Origin of the sequence: Bifidobacterium tibiigranuli (genome assembly GCF_022655035.1) — a bacterium.
Classification (GTDB): Bacteria; Actinomycetota; Actinomycetes; order Actinomycetales; family Bifidobacteriaceae; genus Bifidobacterium; species Bifidobacterium tibiigranuli_A.
Genome location: NZ_JALCUA010000004.1, coordinates 1 through 25069, shown reverse-complemented (window position 1 = coordinate 25069; position 25069 = coordinate 1). Strand labels below are relative to the sequence as shown.

Here is a 25069-nt window from a genome sequence, read left to right as displayed (position 1 = left end):
GACGCCTGGTACGGGCAGAACATGCAGAACATGCAAGAGTCCCGTTGGTGTTGCCGGCACAGCGGTGACACTGTGCCGGCAACACCAGCGGGACTCAGGGACTCAGCGAGCTCAGGGTTCGCTGCGGCTAGGCACGCCTAGGCAGCGAACCCTGACTCAGCTTGACTCAGCCCTTGGCTACTTGCGAGGCCTCGACCGTGGCGGACGCGCCTTGGCGCTCGGCGCGCAGCCGGTGGCCTTCGGCCTGGGGCACGCCGTAGTAGGCGGCGATGGCGATGTCCTTCATGTCCTCGATCATCGGGACACGCGGGTTCGCGGGCGTGCACTGGTCTTCGTAGGCACGCATGCCGATCTGGTCGAGGATGCTCCAGAAGTAGTCCTCATCCACGCCGCACGCCTGGAAGCTCTTGTCCATATCGAGCTTGTTGCTGCGGTAGTCTTCGACTGCGCGGGCGAGATTCTCCACGCCCTCGGCGTCCGTGGCACCCGGGTCAACGCCGAGCACCTTCGCGAACTCGCGGTAGCGCGCCGGAGCGACGTACTTGTTGTACTTCGGCCAGCTCGTGGCCTCCTGCGGGATGCTGCCGTTGTAGCGAATCACATAGGGCAGGAGCACGCCGTTGGTGTGCCCGTGGGCGACGCCGCACAGGGCGCCGATCGTGTGCGCCATGCCGTGGCACATGCCCAGGAATGCGGATCCGAAGGCCATGCCGGCCATCGTGGCCGCATTGTGCATCTTCTCCTGCGCCTCGGTCTTGCGCAGACCGGGAGCCGCATTGACCGAATCGGCGAGATTGTCCCAGATCAGCTTCGCGGCGTGCAGCGCCATCGCGTCGGTGAAATCGTTCGCGTACACGGACACGAAGGACTCCATCGCGTGCGTGAGCGCATCGAAGCCGGAGTCCTGCGCCAGCGTGTGCGGCTGGGTGCGGGCCAATACCGGATCGACGATGGCGACGGTCGGCGTCAGCGCGTAATCGGTGATTGCGTACTTGTAGCCGGTCTTGTGATCGGAGATCACGGCGAACGGCGTCACTTCCGAACCGGTGCCGGACGAGGTCGGCACGCACACGAGCCGCGCCTTCTTGCCCAGCGGCGGAATCCTGAACGCGCGCTTGCGGATATCGAAGAACTTCTCGCGCACATCGTCGAAGGAGATTTCGGGGTGCTCGTAGAGCAGCCACATGATCTTCGCGGCGTCCATCGGCGAGCCGCCGCCTACGGCGATGATCGTGTCGGGTTCGAACTCGTCGCGCATCATGGCCGCGCCGCGCTCCACGGTCTCCACCGACGGCTCGGGCTCGACGTAGTCGATGATGCGGAAGGTGACGAGCTCAGGACGTGCGCGCAGCTGGTCGATGATCTTGTCGACGACGCCCAGCTGCTCCATCACCTTGTCGCAGATGATGACGGCTCTGCGGATGTTGTACATATCGCGCAGGTAGCGGATGGCGTTGGGCTCGAAATATGTTTTGGCCGGAACCTTGAACCATTGCATGTTGTTGTTCCTTCGTGCGATGCGCTTGACGTTGATGAGGTTGACGGCCTGGACGTTGCCCGCCACGGAGTTGCCGCCGTAGGAGCCGCAGCCCAGGGTGAGCGAAGGCGCGATCGAATTGTAGATGTCGCCGATGCCGCCCAGCGACGAGGGCTGGTTCCAGATGATGCGGCAGGCGTGCATGCGCAGACCGTATTCGCGCACGAGCTCCTGGTTGTTCGTGTGGATAGCCGCGCTGTGGCCCGCGCCGTGCACCAGCATCTGTTCGCACATCTCGAAGGCCTGCTCCTTGTCCTTCGCCTTGAGCAGCGCGTGGACCGGGCAGAGCTTCTCCATCGTCAGCGGCTCCATCTCGCCGACTTCGCGGCATTCGGCGACCAGAATCGTCACGTCGTCGGGTATTTCGAACCCGGCCTCGTGGGCGATGAACTGGGGCGACTTGCCCGGAACGATCGAATTGAGCCTCGGCGTGCCGCCGGAGTAGGAGGTGCAGCCGAACATGTACTGCTCGAGCTTGGCCTTCTCCTCCTCGTTGACGAAGTAGGACTTGCGGCGCTTGAGCTCGGCGGCCAGCTGATCGTAGATGTCGGCATGCGCGATGATGGCCTGCTCCGTGGCGCAGATCATGCCATAGTCGAAGTGCTTGGACAGCACCAGATCGTTGGCTGCGCGCACCACGTCAACATCGTTGTCCACGTAGGCCGGAGCGTTGCCCGGGCCGACGCCGAGGGCCGGCTTGCCGGAGGTGTATGCGGCCTTGACCATGCCCGGGCCGCCGGTGGCCAGAATGGTGGCGATGCCGGGATGCTGCATCAGCGCACCGGTCGCGGCGATCGAAGGGTGCTCGATCCACTGGATGCAGTCCTTCGGCGCGCCGGCTGCCACTGCGGCGTCGCGCACGATGCGCGCGGCCTCGACCGAGGACTTCTGAGCGAAGGGATGGAAGCCGAACACAATCGGACAGCGGGTCTTCAAGGCAAGCAGCGACTTGAAGATCGCGGTCGATGTCGGGTTCGTCACCGGGGTGACGCCGGCGACCACGCCGACCGGCTCGGCGACCTCGTCGATGCCCAGCACGTCGTCCTCGCTGATGATGCCCACCGTCTTCTGACCCGCCATATAGTGGGTCACATGCTCGCAGGCGAAGATGTTCTTGGTCGCCTTGTCCTCCACCAGGCCTCGCCCGGTCTCATCGACTGCCATCTTCGCGAGCACGAGATGGTTCTTGAGCGCGGCGACCGAGGCTTTGCCCACGATCCTGTCCACCTGCTCCTGATTGAGCTCCTCGAATTCCTCGAGTGCCTTCAGGCCTCGTTTCACCAAGGCATCGACCTCGGACTGAGCCGCAGCTTGCTTGTCCTCGGCGCTGGGTTTGGCTGCGGTGTTGTTCTTCTTCGCGTCGGTCACTTGTGTCCTCCTTTGGATATGGTCATACGACCATTCGCACGCAGTTTGAGAGTCCAGCCGCAGAGCATGCGTCTGTGACTTGCATCACAAATTAGCGAAGCTTCTGCACGTTGTCGAGGCTGCCATTTTTTGAGCGTGTCATGAGTGAAGCCGAGTGACATTTGTTCGTTGCTGCATATCTTTTGTTATGAAAAATGTTCATTCACTATCAAATATGAGCGGTTTCGTTTCATTTGGCATACGGTCTGTTGGAATAGCACCAATGTTCACGCTAACAGTTCACATAATCGCAACGGTTTCGCTCACGCCGTCACCTCGCCGCTGTCTCACCGCTGCCGCACCGCGCCGCACCGCGCCGAAACGCACCGAAAACGCCGCCAACGCCGCAGCTACGCCATGCTGCGGCAAGGTGCGGTTCCGCAATCTACAATGGGTGCATGCGCAATCCACCACTTCACCGCTACGCGACACGACCAGGACTGTACTTCACCGAGGACGACGGCGCCGATGCCATCGTCCGCTCGGAAACCTCCGATCAGGTATGGCTGTGCGTCTACGAGCCGGTCACCCGGCCTTCCGCGTTCTACTCCGACTCCATCCAGGTACTTGACGGCGATGCCGCCGCCATACTCAAACACATCCGCACCCACGACATCAGCACGCGCATCGTGCGCTCGCTCGGCGTGCGCGAGACGCTGTTTCGCATGAGCGGCCCCAACTACGGCCTGTGGTACGTCCACTTGCCGAAGGCCTGGGACGGCATGCGCTACGGCTACCGCGTGGACGGGGCCTGGGACCCGAAGTACGGCGTGCGCTTCAACCCTTACAAACTGCTGCTCGACCCATACGCCAAAGGCATCGACGGGCATATGGACCTCACTCCGGCGGCGTTCTCCTACGCCTGCGACGTCGTGGACAATGTGGTCAAAGGCTCCGCATTCGACGGGATGAGCACCATCGATTCGCTAGGTTCAGTGCCGATTTCCGTCGCCATCGACGACCGCGACACCGCCAAGCATGTCGGCGACCCCACGCACCCGCATGTGCCGTGGAGCAAGACGGTGATCTACGAGCTGCACGTCAAGGGCTTCACCGCGAACGCACCGTGGCTGCCCAAGGAACTGCGCGGAACCTACGCCGGGCTGGCGCACCCGCAGACGCTGTCGTACTTGCAGCGGCTGGGCGTCACCTCGATCGAACTGCTGCCCATCCAAGCCAAGCAGGACGAGCTGCACGTGCGCGAGAACGGGCTGACCAACTACTGGGGCTACTCCACGCTGGGCTATTTCTCGCCGGAGCCCTCCTATGCGACCGAGGCCTCGCGCAGCCAAGGGGCCAAGGCGGTGCGCCAGGAGGTCATCGACATGGTGCACGCCCTGCACGAGGCGGGTCTGGAAGTCATCATGGACGTGGTCTACAACCATACCTGCGAAGGCGGTCCGGAGGGGCCGACCGTATGCTGGCGCGGCTTGGACGAGCTGTCGTACTACCGCCGCATGAAGGACAATCCCGGCATTCTCGAAGACACCACCGGATGCGGCAACACCATGGACTTCACGAACACGCATGTCGTCACCTATGCGATTGATTCGCTGCGCTACTGGGCCAAGCGCATCGGCATCGACGGCTTCCGCTTCGATCTGGCGGCTTCGCTGGCCCGGCTCGACGGCGAATTCACCCACCACCATCCCTTCCTGTACGCGCTGCGCAGCGATCTGCTGCTCGGCAATCTCAAGCTCATCATGGAGCCGTGGGACCTAGGCAATGCCGGATGGCGGACCGGTCAGTTCGGCTCGCCCTTCGCCGAGTGGAACGACCGGTTCAGAGATGCCACGCGCAAGTTCTGGCTTTCCGACGCCGAAAAAGCCGCCACAGCTGGCACCGTGGGCATGCAGGATATGGCCACCAGGCTGTGCGGCTCAGCCGATCTGTTCGCCACCGAGCCGGGGCGCGGTGCCACGTCCTCGATCAACTACGTCGTAAGCCATGACGGCTTTACGCTGAGCGATCTGACCATGTACTCGCGCAAGCACAACCAGGCCAACCGCGAGAACAACACCGACGGCTCGGATATCAACAATTCCGCCAATTTCGGCGTGGAGGGCCCCAGCGACGACGCAACGATATGCGCGAGCCGCGAACGTGCTGCGTTGAATATGCTCGGCACGCTGCTGCTCTCGCTTGGCACACCGATGCTGGAGGCGGGCGACGAGTTCGGCAATTCGCAGCAGGGCAACAACAATCCGTACTGCCAGGACAACGACATCTCGTGGCTGCAATGGGACTGGCTCGCGCAGGGCGAATCCGGCGCGCAGACCCGCCGCATGCAATCGGTCGCGCGGCTCATCTCGATTCGCAAATCCCTTGATCTCTACCACCATGAGGACTTCTTCACGAGGCTCACTCAGCTGGGCCTGTTCAAACAGTCCAGTCGCGTGCAATGGTTCCTGCCCGACGGCACCACGCCGATGGAACGCGACTGGTTCGACAGCGAGATACGCGCCTTCACCATGCGGCTGACTGCGAATGACGAGGTGAACGTCCTCATCGTCATCAATGGCGATGCGGATGCGCAGCAGTTCCGCCTGCCCACGGACAGCGATTGGCGATGCCTATGGACTTCGGCGGGCGACGATGCGGCTACGGCTTTCGCTGGGCACACGCAGGGCTGGGCTATCCCCGGGCGCAGCATCAGCCTGATGCAGCAGATCGTGTAGAGGCGGCGTGGCGGCATCGGCGTCGACACGCCGGGACTGCTATACACAAGTCGGCAGATAGGTGATTTGCATCATTGCAATGATGCGGATGAGAAAAACTATCTACCGACTTGTGTATGGAATACTAGTCATGTCTATCCTCAACGACATTGGCCCCCTGCGAATGCATCGCAGGGGGCCAATGTCGTATTGCGTATAACGCGCGGAACTTAACGCTTCGAGAACTGCGGAGCGCGGCGTGCCTTATGCAGACCGGCTTTCTTGCGCTCGACGGCGCGGGCGTCGCGAGTCAGGAATCCAGCCTTCTTCAGGGCCGCACGGTTCGCGTCGCGGTCGATGCCGTTAAGCGCACGAGCCACGCCCAGGCGGATTGCGCCGGCCTGGCCGGTGGTGCCGCCGCCTTCGACGAGGACGATTGCGTCGAACTTATTCTCGAGCTTGAGCAGCACGATCGGCGAGTTGACCTCACGCTGCTGCAGACGAGAGGGGAAGTACTCCTCAAGCGTGTGCCCGTTGACGGTCCACTTGCCGGAACCCGGAATCAGTCGCACGCGGGCGACGGCTTCCTTGCGGCGGCCGGTGCCGTAGCCCGGTTCGATCGCCGAGGTGCCGGTGCCTGCGCCGGAGTTGGTCTCGGTGCTGTAGGAAGTGAGCTCCTGCTCCTCTTCGGTCTCGAGAACCGCGGAGTCGTTGGTGTTTCCAGCCATGTTTCTCTTGTCTCCTTTTCGGTTCACTTGGCCTGCTGCGAGACCTGGGAGATCTCGTAGTTCTGGGGCTTCTGGGGGGTGTGCGGATGCTCGGCGCCAGCGAAGACGTGGAGCCTATCCAGCTGCACCTTGGACAGACGGTTCTTGGGCAGCATGCCCTTGACCGCGGAGATGACGATGCGATCGGGGTTGCGCTGCAGCAGATCGGAGTAGCTGTCACGACGCAGGCCGCCGGGGCGTCCGGAGTGCGTGATGAGTTCCTTGCTGCCGAGCTTGTTGCCCGTCAGCGCGATCTTGGCCGCGTTGATGATGATGACATGGTTGCCGGAATCGGCGTGAGGCGCGAAGGTTGGCTTGTTCTTGCCGCGCAGCAGCGTCGCCGCCTGGGTGGCAAGTCGGCCGAGCACCACGTCGGTTGCGTCGATGACGTACCAGTCGTGAGTCAGATCAGCTGGCTTCGGTGTGAAAGTTTTCACGAGTGTACCTTTTCTTAGGTTATTGTGTTCCGGGCTTCGAGAGCCGTGGTGAAAAGTCACGACAGTTTCAGCCTCATTATCCGTGGGCTCCCTGAAAGTCCTCGGTTGCGAGTGGGAAAGCGCTTTGAAGGACCCCTTAGGGAAACACAACAATCCTCAAGTATATCGCGGGTCTTGACTTCACGCAACACGCACAACACGCCCGGTATGCCATAGCATGCGCAACCGTGCAGTGCCGCAGTTGATCGGCAGCCGATCGGCACCAGTTAGCGGCTAATCAGTGCCGTTTAGCGGCCAGCCGACAACCAACCAGCAGCCAATCAGCGGCCGATCGACGCTGCCGTCAGTCGCCAGAATCGCCCGAATCGACTGAATTGATAGTGACATTATTGCTCTCATTGGCGACGGTAACCGTGGGATCGAGCGATGCAATGAGGAAATTGGACGAATCGTCGCCTGCGCCGCCCGATGAGGTCGACTGGCCGCCGTCATACGAGGAGGAGCCGGAGCCTGAATCGCTGTCGGTTTGCGTGGATGCGCTGCCGGTCGGCACATACTTGACCTGCGCCTGATACTGGCAGGTCTGCAGGTAGTCGCCATCGGCGGTCTGCGAATTATCGTCGTTCTCCACATCCGGATAATAGAAGTCCCAGGTCATGGTCCATGAGACGTTATAGGTGTTCACGCCGGTCTGCTCGATGCTGTTGACGTTGACATCGCTGAAACTGATCGATTTCGGCATGAATCCGGGCAGCGGCGACTTGATGTTCGTCACGCCATCGCGGAAGTGGACATACGCGGGATTGCCCGTTCCGCCTTCGAACACCGAGGAGACATCGTCCGCCGATTCGTTGGCTGCCAACTGGGAGAAAATGCCCTGCGCCTTGGAGAAGAGGTCGTTGGCAGCGCTGTTGCTCAGCTCCTGGCCCCAATTGAGATAGAGCGACGACCCGTCGGCGATTGAGGAGACCGGCACTGACTTCGTTTTGACCACGCCATCGCGGAAAGTCCTCTGCACCTGAAGCTGCTGATCGACAAGCACCGGAATCTGATTGAATTTGTAGTCGCCGCCGTCCAGCGTCCCGATTTTGGAGTCGCCGATAAACACATCGGCATTGAGCACATTGGAATACAGATGGAAGGTGACGAACTGCAGATTGAAATCGGAATGCGTCCGCCCCTTCACGGCATCCACCGATTTCGCCAGATCGATTTTCACGTTGTTGACGGTGCCGCGCGCGCTGGCCTGATACTTGCCTGGGAACAGACGCTTGACCGAGGCGGAATACGATGTCGAATCGGATGTGCCGACCACTTTGCCGTGCAGCGCGAGGTCAAGCCCCGAGGTATCCGTCGAAACGACAACCTCCTGCGGCGCTACGGCAATCTGGTACTTGGGGAATATCAAATACTGCGTGCCCGTTCGCTGCACCGACGTACCGGGCAGCAGGCCCTGATTCGGCGTGTACGGGCTGATGGAGAGCGAGGACGGCAGCGTGGGCTTATAGGCGATATCGGATGCCTGCAAAGCCTTGCCGGTATCCTGCCACACATACCAGCCGAGCGTGCTCTCATCCAGCGGTGCGTGGGAATCGTAGTCGTCCGCATATCGCGTCAGCGTGCTTGACTGATGCGTCCAGTAAAAGCTGAAGCCTGTCGGGGAAGCGCCAAAATAGTTGAAGCAGAAGTACAATGCGGAGGCGATGATCCATAGCAGTACCGCCGCTGCAATGGCAAGCCACATGATGAGCCGCGACCGCTTCGTGCGAGCAGCCGTAGCTGTGGTCGCTCCAGCCGCTCCGGCGGCTCCAATCACATTTCCCGGCTGCAATGGCATCTGCGCGGCAGGCGGGTCGGGCAGCACATCGGACACCGCACGCAGATTGATCTGGTCGTCGCTGAGCACGGCTTCGATGATCGTCGTCGCAGCGGCATCGGCGGGAAAAACGGTGCTGGGCAGAGCATCCTGCGGCATGGCGACAGTGTTGTCCGTTGCGGCTGCTGACGGCGTTTGCTCCGATGCGCTGCTCTGGGCCGCACTGTTTTGAGCCGCACTGCTCTGGGTCGCACTGCCTGCATTGGGCATTTCCGGCTGCGCGTGCGCCGCAACAGCGTCCAGCACTGTGAGGTCGAAACCTCCCTGCTTGGCAAACAGAAACTCTTGCGCGGTCGGCTTCCTGCCCTGCAGCGTCTCGAACGCCTGCGCCCAGACGCGAGGAAGTGCTTCCTGACTGATATCCGTCAAGCTCGTTATCGGGAAGCCGGCCTCTTTCGCCGTGCTGAATTCCTCGATGGTCGGCTTGCGATCGAACGCTTGCGCGAATAACGATGCCCATTGCTGCGGATTCATGGTTTTCCTCACCTTATCGGGAATTACAGAAAATTACAGGGATGCAATCAGCGTGTGCAGCCCAAGCACAGACATGAGCAGCACCACAATGCCCAGAATGACGCTGGTCGTGACCAAGCCGAGGAGCTTACAGTAGAACTCGTCGCCCTTGCGATAATTCGTCGCTTGGAACACGCCGAAACTCGATACTGCGCCGACGATGACTATAGCGGCAATCAGTGCGAGAGCGGCCAGAATTGCAACTCCGATGAGAGCGAAGAACTCGGCCACAAGCAGCGCGAGCGCAACAAGCACATACTGCCGCGCAACAAGATCGAGAGCCCGGTCGAAGGTAAATGCCTTGTCGAGCAGAAAGACGCCGCGCACCATCCATATGCACAGCACCAACGCCATATTGAAGACGAAAAGGCCAATCACCATGCCGAAGAAGGCGCTGGTGACCGCGCCGTTGGCCGTCGATGTCCCTTGGTCGACGGACTCGCCGAGCCCCATCATCGATTCGCCGAAAAGACTGGTGAGGCTATTGCTGGCGTACGAACTGGCTGCAGAGACTGCGCGCCAAGCCAATGTGGCTGGAACCAGCGCGCCGAGCAGCGAGGTCACGACGATGGACACCCAGCCGAAGCCCTGCTGATCGGCATCGTGCCTATCGCGCCACGGAGCCTTGATGGAGCCGACGATCCACGCCCACAGACCGGTGAAAAACAGCCCTGCCGCGCTCGGCGGCTGGGCAGCGGCTGGCACTGATTGGGTTGGAATAGGTTGCTGGATTGGCACAGGCTGCTGGATTGGCGCAGGCTGAGTCGGCGGGACAGGTTGCTGAATTGGCGCAGGCTGCGTAGGTACAAGCTGCTCCGGCATTGATTGAAATGGCACTGGTTGGGCAGACACAGACTGTTGAGTTGACACGGGCTGGACAGTCGGCATGACTTGGGTCGCCGGAACCGACTGGACCGCAGCCACAGGCTGGCTGCCGGATTGCGCCCCTGCGAATTGCTGCAGCACCTGCGCGCCGCATTTCTTGCAGAATCGCCCTCCCGGCACAATCCTCGCGCCGCAGCTGGTGCAGAACTTGGCAGTCTGTGCAAGTTGAACAGTCTGAGCGCCCTGGGCAGAGACGGAAACTGGCATCGCCACAGGCTGAGCCGATGGTATAGCCTGCGTTGGCAATGCATCCTGCCCGTTATCCGCCAAGGAAGACGCCACGCTGGGAACGACGGCATCAGTGGAACCGGTGGAAACGGCAGCATCAGCAGAAACAGCGACATCGCTGGAAATGGCGGCATCAGCGGCATCACTAGGAGCAGCAGCATTGCTGGAATTCTCAGCGTCCTCCGGGTTGCTCAGCTCAAGCTCACCCTTCGCAACGCCCTCGTCGATATCATCCTGCGTAGGCTTTCGACCATTGACCGCCTCGAAATACTCTTCCCAACCGTGCTGGTCCACAATTGATCCTTTCACCCACCGCGTTACGAAGCGGCTTGAAGTCCCTCATCGCTCTTTCTACGGCAGCGCAAGCCGCCTGTCTCGATAGTACCCCCAAGAAAAACCAGCTCTTCACATCGGCTGAGCTCTAGTCTGAGTACTAGATATGCCGCCTCACAGCGAAGTGCTCAGGATATGCCATCCGAACACGACTATGAGCGCGAATACGGCAAGCAGCAGGATGTTGGCGACGATGAAGCCGAAGACTTTGAGATAGTATCCGTCTGCCCTGCGGCGATTGCTCGCGTCGAAGACCCCGAAGCGAACAATCATCTGGGTGAGGATAATAGCGACGAGCAGCAGGATGACGACCGGAATCGGAAGGTCGAGCAGAGCGAACAGCTCGGCGGCAAGCAACACGAGCAGCACAAGCACATACTGCCGCGCGACCAGGTTGAGCGCCCGGCCGAGCGTGAACGTCGTATCGTGCAGGAGGGCGCGGCGCACCATCCACACGCACAGCACCAGCACGATATTGAAGATGAGAAAACCGAGCGCGGCGACGACGAAGATGCTGGTGATATTGCTTCTGAGCGTTGACTCCCAGCGGTCCACGCGCCCGCCGAATGACGCCTGTACCGCGTCGAGCTTGTCGGAGAGCATGGTGGTGAGGTACGAAGCGGCAAAGTCGAACGGCATGGCGAGGGATCCGCTGGGAAGCGCGTCTCTGGCCGAGGATATCCCTTGATCCACATATCCGAGGACGAGCGCTTGCAGGCTGCCGGCCCTGTTGGTGGCATACGCAGCGAATGCAGAGATCGCTCGCCATGCCATCGTAGCTGGAATCAGCGCGCCGAATATCGAGGTCACGACTATGGCGAGCCAGCCGAAGATGCTCCGGTCGCTCTCGCGCATATCGCGGGACGGCGCCTTGAGCGAGCTGGCGAGCCACGCCCCTAGACCTCTGGGAGCGGCATTATCGGCGGCGTCAGCACTCGTAGCACCGGCATTCGTCGCAGACTCACCCAGTGCAGATGTACCCAGTGCAGAATCGGCTGGCGCAATCCTCAGTTGTGCGCTCTCCGTGTCAGCATCGCCCTGACTGCGCCTGCTTCCCTTGGCCTCTTTGTGAGCATCTTCCTCAATCCGCTGATCCACGATCAGCCCCTCATGCTCTCATGATTGCGGCGAGCGATTGCAGACGAGGGTTGTCGAATAGCGCTTCGAGCGGCACGACATCGCCGTTCTCGTCGGCCAACGGAATGCGCCAGTTCGGGTACTCGTTGTTCGTGCCCGGCTGGTTCTGGGTGCGGCGCTCCCCTACCGCATCGGTCAGCGAAGCAGCCAACAGCCTGCTCGGCGCGGCCTTGAGACCGCGGTAAAGCGCCTCGACGATCTGCTGCGTGTGCTCGGTTTCGTCGGTGATGAGCTCGGGGTCGAGGAAACCCTTGTCGACCAGCATCGCAAGCATCGCGTTATGCTCCTGCACGGCCCCTGCCTTGAAGTCCTCGACCGGCTCAGTGAGCAGGTGCAAACGGTCGCGCAGCTCGACATGCTCATAGCCCAAGTACCCTGCGGCCGGCGGCATGTCATGCGTATTGACGGAGGCGAGCGCATCGCGACGCCAAGTGTCAGGCGGCAGGAACTCGCCGTCCTTCTGCGCGAACCATTCGACGGTGCAGCCCAGAATCCCGTGGCGCTTAAGCGAATCGACCACGAATTTGGGCACCACGCCGAGATCTTCGCCCACGATCACGCCTTGGGCGCGCGCGGCCTCGATGGCCAGAATGCCAATCATGGTCTCGCTGTCATAATGCACGTAGGCGCCTTGGATGGCCGAGCGGCCCTGCGGTATCCACCACAGCCGGAAGAGGCCCAGAATATGATCGATGCGCACTGCGCCGGCCTGCGAGAACATGCCGTGCACCAGGCTGCGATATGTCTGATAGCCCGTGGATTCCAGCGACAGCGGGCTTAGGGGCGGCTGGCTCCAATCCTGGCCCTGCTGGTTGAAGTAGTCCGGCGGGGCGCCGACCGTGGCACCTTTGGCGAAACGTTCGGGATCCCACCACACTTCGGAACCGGCCGGATGCACGCCGACGGCCATATCCGACATGATGCCGATGCCCATGCCCGCATCCTTGGCCGCCTGCTGGGCGTCTTCGAGCTGGCTGATAGCCACCCATTCGAGCCAACGGTAGAAGTCGAGCGTGTCGGGGAACTGCGCGCGCACCTGCGCGATCGCCTCGGAATCCTTGGATAGCGCATGAATCCAGTTGCCCTGATCATTGTCGTCCGGGGCGCCCCACTTGTCGTAGCACAGGCACCAGGTCGCATAGGCCTCAAGCTCGTCGCCGGTCGCCTGCTTGAACTGATCGAACTGCGCCTGCCGGGCAGCGCCCAGACCGGCCTTGAAGATCAGCCAGAGCGCGCGCATCTTCGAGCGCCACATCGCGTCGCGGTCGATGAGCTGCGCATCGCCGTTAAGCGCCTCGGTCTGATTGTGCAGCTCGGTAATCTGAGCGCGCGTCTCCTCATCCAGTGCGTCGTATTCTTCGATGCTCTCAGGGCGAATGTAGGTGAAATTCACGAAGCGGCGCGAGACGGGCAGATAAGGCGAGGGCGTGAGAGGCGAAACCGGTTCGGCGGCATGCAGCGGATTGACGAGCAGAAAATCGGCTCCGGTCCTGTGCTTCGACTCAACCAGCAGGGTCTTCAGATCGGCGAAGTCACCCACGCCCCATGACCCGGCCGAACGAATCGAATACAGCTGGGCCATCCAGCCCCACAGCTGGCCGTCCTTGATTGGCTCCAACGGCTCGATCCGCTCCGGCGCGCTGATCAGCGTGGCATCCTGCTCGCGCTCACCGACCGTGACATGCAGCGTGTGGTAGCCCATCGGCAGGTCGGCGGGAATGAGAATCGAGGCCGTGACCACGAAGGCATCCCCGAGCGGGTAGGCCCCTGAGCCGTCTCCCGCGTCGATGGTCACCTCACCGTCGTACTTCTCGCCGTTCTCCAAGGTGATGCTGGCCGTGGGGACGTCGAGCACGCCGGTATTGACCGGAACCTCGCTCTGCTCGCCGACGGTGTGCAGCACGGTGGGAGCGACCAGGCGCCGATGCCGGTCGTCAAGTATCGCGGTGATGGATTGCGCCACTGCTTCATCGCTCGTGGCGTCAACGCCCAAGGCACCAAGCACGTCGACGAGGACATCATCATCGATCTCGTGATAATCGCTGGTCTGCCCGATGTAGCTGGTCTCCACCCCGACCAGTCGAGCCAATCGGATGAGCGGACGCGCCAGGCGTTCTTCGCTTTCGACTTTCTGTGTCATTCCTCCAGTGTAATCCCTAGCTTGGTGTGGTATGGCACTTGCGGCCATCCCAAGGCAATCATGTGGCGGAACTCACCTCATAGGCGTCGTATTGCCGTGTTGCCGCACTGCCATATTGCTGTACTTACCGCTCCTGCAGCCGAGAGCGGGCGGCCTTGGCAACTTGCGGCGAGGAATCCGCGGCAAGGCGTTCCAGCGTCGGCTGCGCGCATTGGGGATTGAGCGCGACCGCGCGGCGCACCATCGAGGCGAGCACATCGGAGGCATCAGGCTCAAGCTCGACTCCTAATTGTGCTAGAAAATCAAGCGTTTCCGCACCGGTCTGCGGATTCTGCGCGCCTTCCAGGCGCATCTTCCATGAGGTGCGGCCGTTGCGCAGCGCGATGTCGCGCACCTCGATATCCTCGTCCTTGGTGAGCCTGCCGACGAGCCAGTTCTTGTCATCGGCATTGCCCGCCACCGCTCGACGCACCTCGGGCGCGGGATCGACGGAGAGTTTGACCAGCACGTTCGGGAAGGGCATGGTCTGCGCCAAGTAGACGCGGTCCTCGACGGGGGTGCTGGGGTTGCCGGCCACCGCTTCGAGCAATGCGGTCGCGCGGGAGAAGGCTGCCTGATTGGCCTTATCAGGCAAGGGCCTGCGGGCGAACTCGCTCAGCTCGGCGCTGTCATGGGAGTGCCGCAGCCGCTCGTAGCTGTCGGTCAGCGGTTCGAAATCGTCGGGGTTGCCGGCGGGTTCACTCGCGTTGGCGTTAGTGTTGGTGCCGTCATTGTCATTAGCGTTGGCATCGTCGGTGGCGCTGTCGTCATCGTTGACAGGAGCGGCATCGCCCGCCGCCGCGCTGTCTATCTCGGCGTCTGCCCCGATACCCTCAGCGATATCAACGTCTCCTGTCTGCACAGCATCCTCCTGCGACTGATCGGCGTTTTCCACACCGGCCTGCGGCACCGTTTCCTGCAATTCGCTCATATCGCCCAGCATATCGCCTGCTGTGCGAACTCGCCGAGGCAGAGCCCTGGGGTGCAGCTCGCAGCGGTTTGCTCTGCCGAAGCACGGCTCATTGTAGAAACACAATTATTACAGAAACACAGTTTGCAGAAACACAGCTTGACGAGGCGCAGTTATTGCAGCGGCACAGCCTGCGACACGACATGATTGACCATGTCCAACGCCTGCGGTCGCACCGTGCCGCTGAAAGCGTCGCGCAGCCGCGATTCGAAGCGACCGCACTGCTCGCAAGGCACCAGCACCTCGCATACGACCCCCTGCGCATAGCTCGCATCCACTCTGGTGCCCTGCACCGATTCCAACAAATGCTCAAACGCGCCCAAATGCCGGTATTCCAACGCGACCCGATAGTGCCGGCTCGGCATCAGCGCGGCCATGTCCGCAGCCTCTACGGCCAGCGAGGCGGCTGTCGCGTAGGCGCGAATCAGGCCGCCCGAACCCAGCAGAATCCCGCCGAAATAGCGCGTGACGCTCACCACGCAATCGGTGAGATGCTTCGCGCGCAGCACATCCAGAATGGGCTTGCCGGCTGTGCCCGACGGCTCGCCGTCGTCGCTCATGCGTTCGCTCAGCCGCTCGCTGGCACCGCACACGCCCGCATAGGCCACATGCCGGGCCTTGGGATGACGCTCACGAATCGTCTGCACGAAGGCGAGCGCCTCATCGAGGGTAGCCGCATGGCAGGCATTGCCGATGAACTCGGATTTGCGCTCGACAAGCGAGCCCTGCGCCGGGCTCTCGGGCGCGTTAAGCACCGTGAAGTCCGTGGATGCTGTGGAATCCGCGGACTGTGCGTGGCCGGTGCGTGCTGCATTGTTCATCGATACCTATGGTGTCCACGACCCACGACTGCATGACCCGCAGCCCCCAAGCGTACGTTTTCCAGCATGCTGCACGACCCCGTATTGGAAAACGTACGCTGAGTCGTCGGCAGTGTACGTTTTCCAATACAGACCTCGCGAACGTGTCATACAACGTACGCTGACGAAACGCATGGGGGCACGGTATACGGGGGCGCGCAAGGCGCACGCTTGCGACACGCCGCGTACGGCCATATCGCAATGGGACGCGCGAATGCCCGCCATGAAATGCCTATAGACTGGCAACTGGAGGCGGACGGACAACGGCGTACCTCCGGCTCCACTTCACGCAGCACGGTATCGAAGAACGCACGAATATCATCACGGGTCCGCCATGCGGTTACTGGAACGGTCCCAGCCACCGCATGCTCTCAATCGACGCACGTCGCTCTGGACCGCAGCCAGCGGCGCTGGTACAATCGGCAATCGACACGGGGTGTCGCCGCCGGCGACTGAGACCACACCCGTTGAACCTGATGCAGATCATGCTGACGAAGGGATGTCATGAACGATTTTTCGCGACCGCAGACGCAATCACCATCATTATCACCATTATCGACCGGCCCGCGCTTCACCGATGAGCTCTGGGAGTCGATAGCCCCCGAACTGGCCGCCATCCACAGGATGGAGTTCTTGAACCTGCTGGGTTCGGGCGAGCTGGACGCCGCCGATTTCCAGTTCTACATGCATCAGGACACGCTGTACTTGCGCGGGTACGCGCGCTCGCTCGCCCTGCTCTCGGCCCGAAGCCCCACGTCCGAGCTGACCGCCAGCTGGGCTGATGCCGCACGCAGCGCCAGCGTGGAGGAAACCCAGCTGCATCGCAGTGTGCTGCCGAACGGCCCCGATCTGCTCTCGCCGGCCGATCAGCTGCCGTCGCCGGTGTGCCTGGGCTACACGTCATTCCTCGTAGCGCAGACCTCGCAGGCGCCGTATCCGGTAGGCGCCGCAGCCGTGCTCCCCTGCTTCTGGGTATATGCGCATGTCGCCGAACGGCTGGCTCATCAGGCCGGCGCATTGCTGGAACGCAACCCTGACCACCCCTATGCGCAGTGGATCGCCGAATACGACGGTGAGGAGTTCCATGCTTCTGTCGAGCAGGCGCGCGGCAATGTGGACCGCGCTGCAGCCTCCGCGTCGCCCGAGGAACGCGACGAGATGCGACGCGCCTACCGCACCGCGACCCGGTACGAATACCTCTTCTGGGATTCGGCGCTGCACCGCAGACCCTGGCCGGATTTTTCTGGTGAAAATACACAGCCTGATGAAAATGCACAAGCTGATAACGATAACGCGCAGACCGATGCGCAGCTCGGCACGCAAGGAGGCCTTCGATGAGCAACCCAACTACAACAGCCGCCGTTTCGGCCAACGCTGCATCCGATACCGCACCCAACACTGCCGCCAACATGCCATACGACAGCTTCCGCGCCTTGGCGCACGACGAATGGCAGGCCGCCGTCACCCACCGCTTCGTGCGCGAGCTGGTGGCGGATCAATTGCCCGACGATGTGCTGCGCGACTATCTGATTCAGGACAATCAGTTCTCCTTCGACTTTCTGTCCCTGCTCGGTCAGGCGCTTGCCTCGGCTGACACGATGCCGGCCAAGAATCGGCTCGCCCGGCAGCTCGGCTTCATCGCCAACGACGAGGACGCGTACTTCCAGAACCGGTTCAAGCAGTTCGCAGTGCCGCAGGCCGAAATCGACCATCCGCAGCTTACGCCGTCAGCGCAGGGATTCCGCCAGCTATATCGCTCGACGCTCGAGACGCGCTCCTACGCCGACGCGCTTATCGTGCTCACCGTCGCGGAATCGCTCTACCTCGACTGGGCCGAGCTGCAGACCGAGCACGGCACCCGTATGCCCAAGCTGGCGCAGAATCGGGGCTGGGTCGATGTGCACCGAGGCGAGGATTTCACTGAATGGGTGGCATTCCTGATAGGCGAACTTAATCGCGTCGCCGACCCCGCCGACCCCGAGCAGCGCAGCCGCTTCGAGCAGGCCGTACATTACGAACTCGGCTTCTTCGACGATGCCTTCGCGGGGAGGGACTAAGGCCGCAGGCTGTTTGCGCGGCCAGCCAGGTCACTAGATGTCTGGTTGGGTTCGGGCATTTCAGCCTTTGAAACGCACGAACCTAACCACTAGCGCGGACGCGCTGCGGCGACTGTGCGCGCCTGCTCGGCCGCAGCGTCGATGCGGGCCAGATCGGCGCGCTGCTGCTCGCTTTGCTGGGGCTGGAACGCACCGTAGCGGCGTTCGACGGCAGTGCGAATGAGGAAGTCCGATATGGCCGGGTTCTTGGGCAGCAGCGAGCCGTGCATATAGGTGCCGATCACGTTGCCGACCCTGGCTCCTTCGGTATGGTCCTCGCCGTTATTGCCGGTGCCCTCGGCATCCACGGCGCCCAGCGGCTGCACGCCCTCGCGCAGGAAGGTCTGCCCGGAGTGGTTCTCGTAGCCGATGACGTCGCCGAACTGCTCGGCGTGCTCGACCAGATTGCCAATCATGCGCACGTCGCGGCCCTTGGTGTACACGCCGAAGATGCCGATGCCGTCGAGCCTCGTGCCGTCAATCGTCTCGAAATACTCGCCGAACAGCTGATACAGCCCGCAGATAGCCAGCATCGGCGTGCCGTCGGCCGCCAGCGAGCGCAATTCGTCGGCACGCAGGAACAGGTCCTCGGTGATTTTCTTCTGCCCGTTGTCCTGACCGCCGCCGCCCAGAATCATGTCGACGTGCTCGGGCCATGCGTCGCCCTGGTTGTAGACGTGCAGGCGCGGCTCGTAGCCATACAGCGCGAGGCGACGGGTTATCGTGAGCACATTGCCCCAGTCGCCGTAGATGTTCATATCCTTGGGGTACAAGGACATGACGTCGATTGCCTTGGCCATCGCGGTTCTCCCCTCGTTCAGCGTGTTCGGCGCGTTTCGATTGTATGCGTTGTTTGCGTTGTTATCGGTTGTGCTGCCTGTTCAGCGTCCGACGCCCGCGTCGGCGACCTGCGCGATATGCGACAACGCCGACCGCGCGCGCAGCATGGCCGTGTACGTGCAGTACATGTGCTTCGGCCTGCCCGGATTCGCCGTGACGAAGCGCTCGACGGACTGCTCCAAGTCGGTATCGGTCTGCCCGACCGGCACTTGGTCGTATTCGAGTCGCAGGGCCATATCCCATGCCCTCGTGCCGGAGACCATCGCCACGCCTTCGCCGCGCAGGGAGCCGAAGTCGACATCCCACAGCCAGCTCATATCGCGGCCGTCGGCGTATTCATCGCAAATCGCGATCATCGTGTCGTGATTCTCAGGCGGGAACGACGCGAGCGAAAGCCTGAATCCCATAGGGTTCTTGACCAGCAGCAGCTCGACCGGCGTGCCGTTCACATCGACGACCTCGCCGCGCCCGAAGGCCGGCGTGACCTGCGCGAGCGCGTGCATCAGCCGTTCATCGCTGGCGTCGATGGCACTGATGTTGACGGCACTGGCGTTGATGGCATGGTCATTATCACCGGCACTGTCGCCATCGCCGGCGCTGCCGGCAGCACTATTAGCACTGTCAGCGGCGACTGCACGCACCACGGCGAGCGCGGCTGCGGCGTTGAACAGATTGTAGACGCCTTCGAGCTTCACCGAAGTGCTCACCGCGCGCCCGTCAATCAGGAATTCGGCCTCGTGATCGCCGACATGCTTGAGCACCACATCGGCCGGCTGAGCGGTGGATTCGAAGGCCGCGCGGCCCAGATTGAGGCGCGGAGAGCCGGTGTCGCGCACGCCGGGGGCGGGCATGCCGGATCGGGCGCTCGCGAAGACATCTGAACCCGTGCGGACGCTGGCACTCCGGTCGGCTGCGTTCGGCTCGCCCTGCGCCATGTCGGAGGCATGCATATCGTCGTCGGAGGGGAAGAACACGCGCAGGCTGTTCACTAGGCCGAAATAGGCGACCTTGGTGTTGTGCGGCACGTCGGCGGCCAGATGCGCGATGCGCGCGTCCTCGCGGTTGAGCACCACCGTGCCGCTCGTCGCCTGCGCCACGTGGCTGAGCAGCCGCGCGGTGTTGTCGATTTCGCCGAAGCGGTCGAGCTGATCGCGCATCACATTGAGCAGCAGGGAGTATCGAGGCCTGAACTGCTTCACGAAATGCACCGCGTAGGCCTCGTCCAGTTCGAGCACGGCGATATCCGCATCGAGCTCACCCTTGAGATTCACCTCGCCGAGCAGCGCGGAGACCACGCCGCGCGTGAAATTGGAGCCGGTCGGATTCGTGAAGACGTGCAGACCGAGGCTTTCGAGCACCGAGGCGACCATGCGGGTCGTCGTCGTCTTGCCGTTCGTGCCCGACACGAGCACCACGCCGTACGGCAGTTCAGCCAAGGTGCGGGCCAAAAATCCGCGGTCGAAGCGCTCGATGACCTGCCCGGGCAAGGCACTGCCGCCATGCCGCGACAGCCGCGAAGCCCAGCGCACCATCTTGCCCAGCGTCGGGGTCGCGAAGGCATACCAAGGGGCGCGCGGAGGCACGGTGGCTTGCTGCTGCGCCGAGGTCTGCTGCTCCGAAGACTGCTGTGCGGCAGACTCCTGGGCTTCTTCGGATTCAGGTTCAGGCACAACTGCGGTTTGGGTCGCCTGGGCGGAAATCGTGCGGGCAGGACGACTCGGCACAGTCGCCACGTCAAGTGGAATGCTCGACACGTTATCCGGCATGCCCAGCGATATAGCCGACTCGGCCAGCGTGTTCGTATTAATCGGCACGTTCGCCACATGCACCAACCCGTCCGCGTCTTTGCCGCGCTGCGTATCGGATTGTTCGGGTTCTGCTGGCATTGCCGACATTGCTGCCGTATCCTCGTGGTTCTCCATCGACTTCACACCCCCTGCTGGTAGTCCTGCGGCATGTCCTTGAACTTCGACGTCGCGCCGAGGAACGCCAAATGGAAGGTATCGGTCGGCCCGTTGCGGTGCTTCGCCATGATGATATCGGCTTCGCCGGGCCGGTCCTCCTTGTCGTAGGCGTCGGGCCGGTGCACGAGCAGCACCACGTCGGCGTCCTGCTCGATTGAGCCGGATTCACGCAGATCGGAAAGCTGCGGCTTGCGGTCGTTGCGCATTTCCGGTCCACGGTTGAGCTGGGACAGCGCTATGACCGGCACCTCAAGCTCCTTGGCGAGCAGCTTCAAGGCGCGCGAGAACTCGGAGACCTCCTGCTGGCGGCTTTCGACGCGCTTGCCTGAACTCATGAGCTGCAGGTAGTCGATCACGACGAGCTTCAAATCATTGGTCTGCTTGAGCCGCCGGCATTTCGCGCGGATCTCCATAAGGCTCATATTCGGGCTGTCGTCGATGAACAGCGGCGCCTCCTGCAGCGTGCCCCAGAAGGTATTGAGCGTGTTCCAGCGTTCGGGTGTGATCTCATCCGCGCGGCGCAGGGCGTTGAGCGGAATGTTCGTCTCGGCCGAGATGATGCGCTGCGCCAGCTCCACCTTGCTCATTTCCAAGGAGAATATGACCGCTGTCATGTTGTGATGCAGCGCGGCCGAACGCGCGAAGTCGACGCCCAGCGTGGACTTGCCCATCGCCGGGCGTCCTGCCACGACGACCATCTGGCCGGGCTGCAGGCCCTGGGTCACGTCGTCGATGTCGCGGAAGCCGGTCGGCACACCGCGTTCCAGCTCGTGGTTCTGCAGCTTATCGAGCTGATCGAGCGCGTCATGCACCACCGATTCGATGGGCGAATAATCTTGGCGTACCTTACCCACACTCATCTCGTAGACCTCGGACTGCGCCAGGTTGACGACGTCCTCGGCCTGCGAGCCCTCGGCGGAGTAGCCAAGCTGCGCGATCTTCGTGCCGGCGGCGATCACATTGCGCAGGATGGCGCGCTGGTGCACGATTTCGGCGTAGAACGTGGCGTTCGCGGCGGTAGGCACCGAAGCGACCAGACTGTGCAGGTAGTCAGCGCCGCCGACCTTGTCGAGGTCTCCGGCCTTGAGCAGCTCGTTGGCGACCAGCACCACATCCACCGGCTGGGAGGTGGAGAAGAGCGTGATGATGGATTCGTAGATGGTCTGGTGCTTGGGCTGGTAGAAGTCGGTAACGTCGATCATCTGCGAGACCTCGCCGATGGCGTCCTTGCTCATCAGCATGCCGCCGAGCACCGCCATTTCCGCGTCGTCGTCATGCGGCGGCACGCGGTCGAACAGCGCATCGCGCACCGCCGTCCCGGTCGCGCCCGAAACGTACGACGAACCTCCGGAATATGCGCCCTGCCCGCTGCCGGACCGCGATTCGTCCCACGAATTTCCATCTGCCATACGCACGAGTATAGGGAGACCGGCGGAGCGCATCCGCCGTTTCCCGGCATCGCTCACGCGACACGCACGGTATCCTCACGGTGGACAATAAAATCGAGTTATCCACATTGCAGGCGTGTCACAGGGGATAATCCATTCAGTTATCCACATGATGGGGATAAGTCAGTGCATAACGTGGGGATAGTTATGTGGCAGTCCAATCTCGATTTGCATATGACCGCCGTCGATGATATGCGAGTCGAGTTTTCCGGGGGCGGTTCGCTGAGGAGGCCTCCTTAAGGATTGCCGGATAGTGGCATTCATCGCGTTCGTCTCGGTCTTGCCTGAAGTACAATGGGCAGGTTCCTCCCTTCCTGATGCCTGCGATGGCTCAGTATGCTTAGTACGATTATGGAAACAGCTAGGGAATGCATAATGAATGGCGATGAATGAATTGACTCACGATACGACGCAGCAGCGGGATGACGCTGCCCAATCGCCCGAACAGGCAGGTCATGTCGACCGCAGACAGGCGACACGGCAGTTGTTCGCGCTGGCGCTGCCGACCTTCGGCCAGCTCATCGCCGAACCGGCCTTCGTGCTCATCGACACGGCGATTGTGGGCCATATCGGCGACGCGGCGCTGGCCGGGCTTTCCATCGGTTCCACCATCATCCTCACCACGGTGGGGCTGTGCGTGTTCCTGGCCTATGGCACGACATCGAGCGTGGCTCAGCTCATCGGAGCCGGGAGGCGGCGCGAAGGGCTTGAGGCCGGCATCGACGGACTGTGGCTGGCGCTGGCCATCGGCCTGCTCGTATCAGTCGCCCTGTTCGCCGCCGCGCGTCCGCTGTGCTGGGCGATGGGGGCGCGCGATGCCGTGCTCGACAACGCGACCGCGTATTTGCAGGCCATTGTATTCGGGCTGCCCGGCATGCTGCTCGTGTACGCCGCCAATGGCATCTTCCGCGGGCTGTCCAAGGTCAACATCACCTTCGTCGCGGCCGTGGCCGGGGCGGTGGTCAACACGGCACTCGATGTGCTGTTCGTCTTCGGTCTGCACTGGGGCGTGGCCGGCTCGGGAGCCGCGACCCTGATAGCGCAATGGTTCATGGGGCTGTTTCTCGTCGTGCCGGCGCTGCTATGGGCGCGTGCGGATGGCGCGAGCTGGAAGCCTCGCCTGGCCGGCATCCTTGGCACGGCTTCGGACGGCGTGCCGCTGTTCATCCGCACGTTGGCGCTGCGGGCCTCGCTGGTCGCCACGGTGATGCTGGCGGCCCGCATGGGCACGCAGGTGCTGGCGGCGTATCAGACCGTCAATTCGAGCTGGAACTTCGTGCTCAACATGCTTGACGCCATCGGCATCGCCGGGCAGACGCTGGTCGCCACGCAGATCGGAGCGGGTCGGCGCGATCGGGCGCACGCTATGACCTCGATCGCCGGCAGATCGGGCCTGTTCGCGGGCGCGGTCATCGGCGTGGGACTGGCAGTTGCAGGGCTTGCGGCGACTGCCCTGTTCAGCCCCTCCCCCGAGGTGCAGCATCTCATTATGGTCGGCATGCTCGTGCAGGGCGCGTTCCTGCCGCTCGCCGGATGGATGTGGGCGCTCGACGGCATCCTCATCGGCGCCGAGGACTACCGCTATCTCGCCCTGACTTGTACGATTACCGCGCTGGCATATCTGGCGGCCCTCGGCGGCGTCAATACGCTTGACGGCGCGATCGACCTCAGCGACGCCTGGCGCATGGCCATCCTTTGGGGCGTGCTCAACCTGGTCTTCATCGACCTGCGAGCGCTGTTCAACGGGCTGCGCGTACGCAGCAACGTCTGGATGAAATAACGGCATGCAACACGGGACGCATTCGACGCTATGCCCCTTTTGTGACTGTTAGCGCAACTCAGCGTCACGAAAGGGGCACTGGGCTGGGGGCTCTGCCCCTTTTGTGACTGTGCGGGGCGGGTTTGCGTCACGAAAGGGGCATAACGCAGGCGCGGGCGTTCTAACTGCGCGGCATACGGGCGCGCGCGGCGTCAGCCATAGCGCGCACGAGCCGTTCGCGCCAGCGCGACCAGCCGTACTTCTTCGTGATAGCCTCGTTGGCGGTGGCTCCCAGCGACGAGCCGTCGGCGCGGGTCAGATCGAAGAGCATGTCGAGCGTGAGCGGGTCGTAGTCGACGCGCGCCGCCAGGTCCTCGGCCACGGCTGGATCCGCAGGGTCCTTGCCCGTGGCAAATTCCGAAAGCGTCAGATGCTCGCGCACCAGCAGCGTCGCGATGCGCACGATATCCTCGCCGAAGCCCAGGCGGCGCAGTATCACCGGCACATGGCGCGCGCCTTCGATGGCGTGGTCCGGCACGCCAGGCCGCTTGCCGATGTCATGCAGCAGTCCGGCCAGCAGCAGCGCGGCATACCGCATATCGTCATATTGCGTGCCGTCAGGCGCAACTCGCCCCAGCTGCGAAACCACATAGATCATATGCTGGTCGATGGTGTAGCGGTGCGCAGCGGACGCCGAAGGGCGGTTGCGCACGCCGAGCCATTCGGGTATCCAACGCCCGGGAATATTGATGAAGTCAAGCTCCTCCCATACCCGCGGAAGCACTGCTCCCGAACCGAGCAGGCGAATCAGCAGCTCGCGATCCTCAGCGCTCCAATCATGGTCATGCACCGGGCAGCGCTCAAGGTTGCGCAGCGTCATCGGATTGATCGGCAGTCCGGCCTGCGCCGCGGCGACAGCGACACGCAGCGGCAGATCGGTCTGCTCGGTCGGTTTCGTACCGGCAGCAAGCGACACCTCGCCCTCGTGCTCCACCACGCCGGGCGCAAGCGCACGAAACTTAGGCGCCTCCCGCTTGCCGCCCGAACGCGGGTCGAGCAGCTGGAAGAAGGCGAAACGCGGCCGTTCATGCGTCAGCGCATGCTTGGCCCGCGACGAGGTGAACTCCCACGAGAACGCTATCTGCCGCCCGATGCGGGCGAGCAGCATCTGCAGGT

General features: G+C 62.5%; 16 protein-coding genes, 1 pseudogene and 1 riboswitch. Of the genes and pseudogenes, 4 read left to right on the top strand and 13 right to left on the bottom strand.

Features of this window, described 5'->3' with window-relative positions:
• Positions 1–166: 166 nt before the first annotated feature.
• Positions 167–2905, bottom strand: coding sequence for a bifunctional acetaldehyde-CoA/alcohol dehydrogenase (adhE, locus tag LKK40_RS05670; protein WP_304309835.1), 2739 nt, complete (start codon positions 2903–2905; stop codon positions 167–169).
• 437 nt (positions 2906–3342) lie between these two features.
• Between adhE and glgX the strand changes: the two are divergent.
• Positions 3343–5562, top strand: a pseudogene (gene glgX, locus LKK40_RS05665) (glycogen debranching protein GlgX); the annotation flags it as partial.
• 269 nt (positions 5563–5831) lie between these two features.
• On the opposite strand, the gene rpsI reads toward glgX, so the two are convergent.
• The 8 genes from rpsI to LKK40_RS05625 all read right to left on the bottom strand — a co-directional run bounded on the left by rpsI (position 5832) and on the right by LKK40_RS05625 (position 15747).
• The gene (rpsI, locus tag LKK40_RS05660; protein WP_304309834.1) at positions 5832–6329 is read right to left on the bottom strand and encodes a 30S ribosomal protein S9; all 498 of its coding nucleotides are present in this window, start codon (positions 6327–6329) and stop codon (positions 5832–5834) included.
• A 23-nt stretch (positions 6330–6352) separates the two neighbouring features.
• The gene (rplM, locus tag LKK40_RS05655; RefSeq protein ID WP_304309833.1) at positions 6353–6805 is read right to left on the bottom strand and encodes a 50S ribosomal protein L13; all 453 of its coding nucleotides are present in this window, start codon (positions 6803–6805) and stop codon (positions 6353–6355) included.
• A gap of 343 nt (positions 6806–7148) precedes the next feature.
• Positions 7149–9155 (bottom strand): TcaA 3rd/4th domain-containing protein, encoded by a 2007-nt coding sequence (locus LKK40_RS05650; RefSeq protein ID WP_304309832.1) that lies wholly within the window; start codon positions 9153–9155, stop codon positions 7149–7151.
• 33 nt (positions 9156–9188) lie between these two features.
• Positions 9189–10601, bottom strand: a complete 1413-nt coding sequence (locus LKK40_RS05645) for a DUF6574 domain-containing protein (protein WP_304309831.1) — start codon at positions 10599–10601, stop codon at positions 9189–9191.
• Between the two features lie 153 nt (positions 10602–10754).
• On the bottom strand, positions 10755–11738 hold the full coding sequence (locus LKK40_RS05640; RefSeq protein ID WP_304309830.1) for a DUF6574 domain-containing protein: 984 nt from the start codon (positions 11736–11738) through the stop codon (positions 10755–10757).
• 10 nt (positions 11739–11748) lie between these two features.
• The gene (malQ, locus tag LKK40_RS05635) at positions 11749–13917 is read right to left on the bottom strand and encodes a 4-alpha-glucanotransferase (RefSeq protein WP_304309829.1); all 2169 of its coding nucleotides are present in this window, start codon (positions 13915–13917) and stop codon (positions 11749–11751) included.
• Positions 13918–14041: 124 nt separating this feature from the next.
• Positions 14042–14767 (bottom strand): AbrB family transcriptional regulator, encoded by a 726-nt coding sequence (locus tag LKK40_RS05630; protein ID WP_434735128.1) that lies wholly within the window; start codon positions 14765–14767, stop codon positions 14042–14044.
• Positions 14768–15039: 272 nt separating this feature from the next.
• Positions 15040–15747 carry an IMPACT family protein gene (locus LKK40_RS05625; RefSeq protein ID WP_304309827.1) on the bottom strand — a complete coding sequence of 236 codons (708 nt, stop codon included), beginning with the start codon at positions 15745–15747 and terminating at the stop codon, positions 15040–15042.
• A 461-nt stretch (positions 15748–16208) separates the two neighbouring features.
• Positions 16209–16303, top strand: a riboswitch (TPP riboswitch).
• Between LKK40_RS05625 and LKK40_RS05620 the strand changes: the two genes are divergently transcribed.
• Positions 16291–17124, top strand: coding sequence for a TenA family protein (locus LKK40_RS05620; RefSeq protein WP_304309826.1), 834 nt, complete (start codon positions 16291–16293; stop codon positions 17122–17124). Its footprint overlaps the riboswitch before it by 13 nt.
• Positions 17121–17843, top strand: coding sequence for a TenA family protein (locus LKK40_RS05615; RefSeq protein WP_304309825.1), 723 nt, complete (start codon positions 17121–17123; stop codon positions 17841–17843). The genes LKK40_RS05620 and LKK40_RS05615 overlap by 4 nt, the downstream gene beginning before the upstream one ends.
• Positions 17844–17932: 89 nt before the next feature.
• Here LKK40_RS05615 and LKK40_RS05610 read toward each other — a convergent pair whose 3' ends face one another.
• The 3 genes from LKK40_RS05610 to dnaB form a co-directional block, all read right to left on the bottom strand.
• A complete protein-coding gene (locus tag LKK40_RS05610; RefSeq protein WP_304309824.1) occupies positions 17933–18682 on the bottom strand; it encodes a type 1 glutamine amidotransferase in 750 nt (249 codons plus the stop codon).
• 81 nt (positions 18683–18763) lie between these two features.
• Positions 18764–20254, bottom strand: a complete 1491-nt coding sequence (locus tag LKK40_RS05605; protein ID WP_304309934.1) for a Mur ligase family protein — start codon at positions 20252–20254, stop codon at positions 18764–18766.
• Between the two features lie 395 nt (positions 20255–20649).
• Positions 20650–22095, bottom strand: coding sequence for a replicative DNA helicase (gene dnaB / locus LKK40_RS05600; protein ID WP_152580353.1), 1446 nt, complete (start codon positions 22093–22095; stop codon positions 20650–20652).
• Between the two features lie 424 nt (positions 22096–22519).
• Here dnaB and LKK40_RS05595 point away from each other — a divergent pair, with 424 nt between their 5' ends.
• Positions 22520–23914, top strand: coding sequence for an MATE family efflux transporter (locus LKK40_RS05595; RefSeq protein ID WP_304309823.1), 1395 nt, complete (start codon positions 22520–22522; stop codon positions 23912–23914).
• A gap of 160 nt (positions 23915–24074) precedes the next feature.
• Here LKK40_RS05595 and LKK40_RS05590 read toward each other — a convergent pair.
• Positions 24075–25069, bottom strand: a 995-nt coding sequence (locus LKK40_RS05590; RefSeq protein WP_304309822.1) for an HD domain-containing protein, incomplete at its 5' end; no start/stop codon positions are given.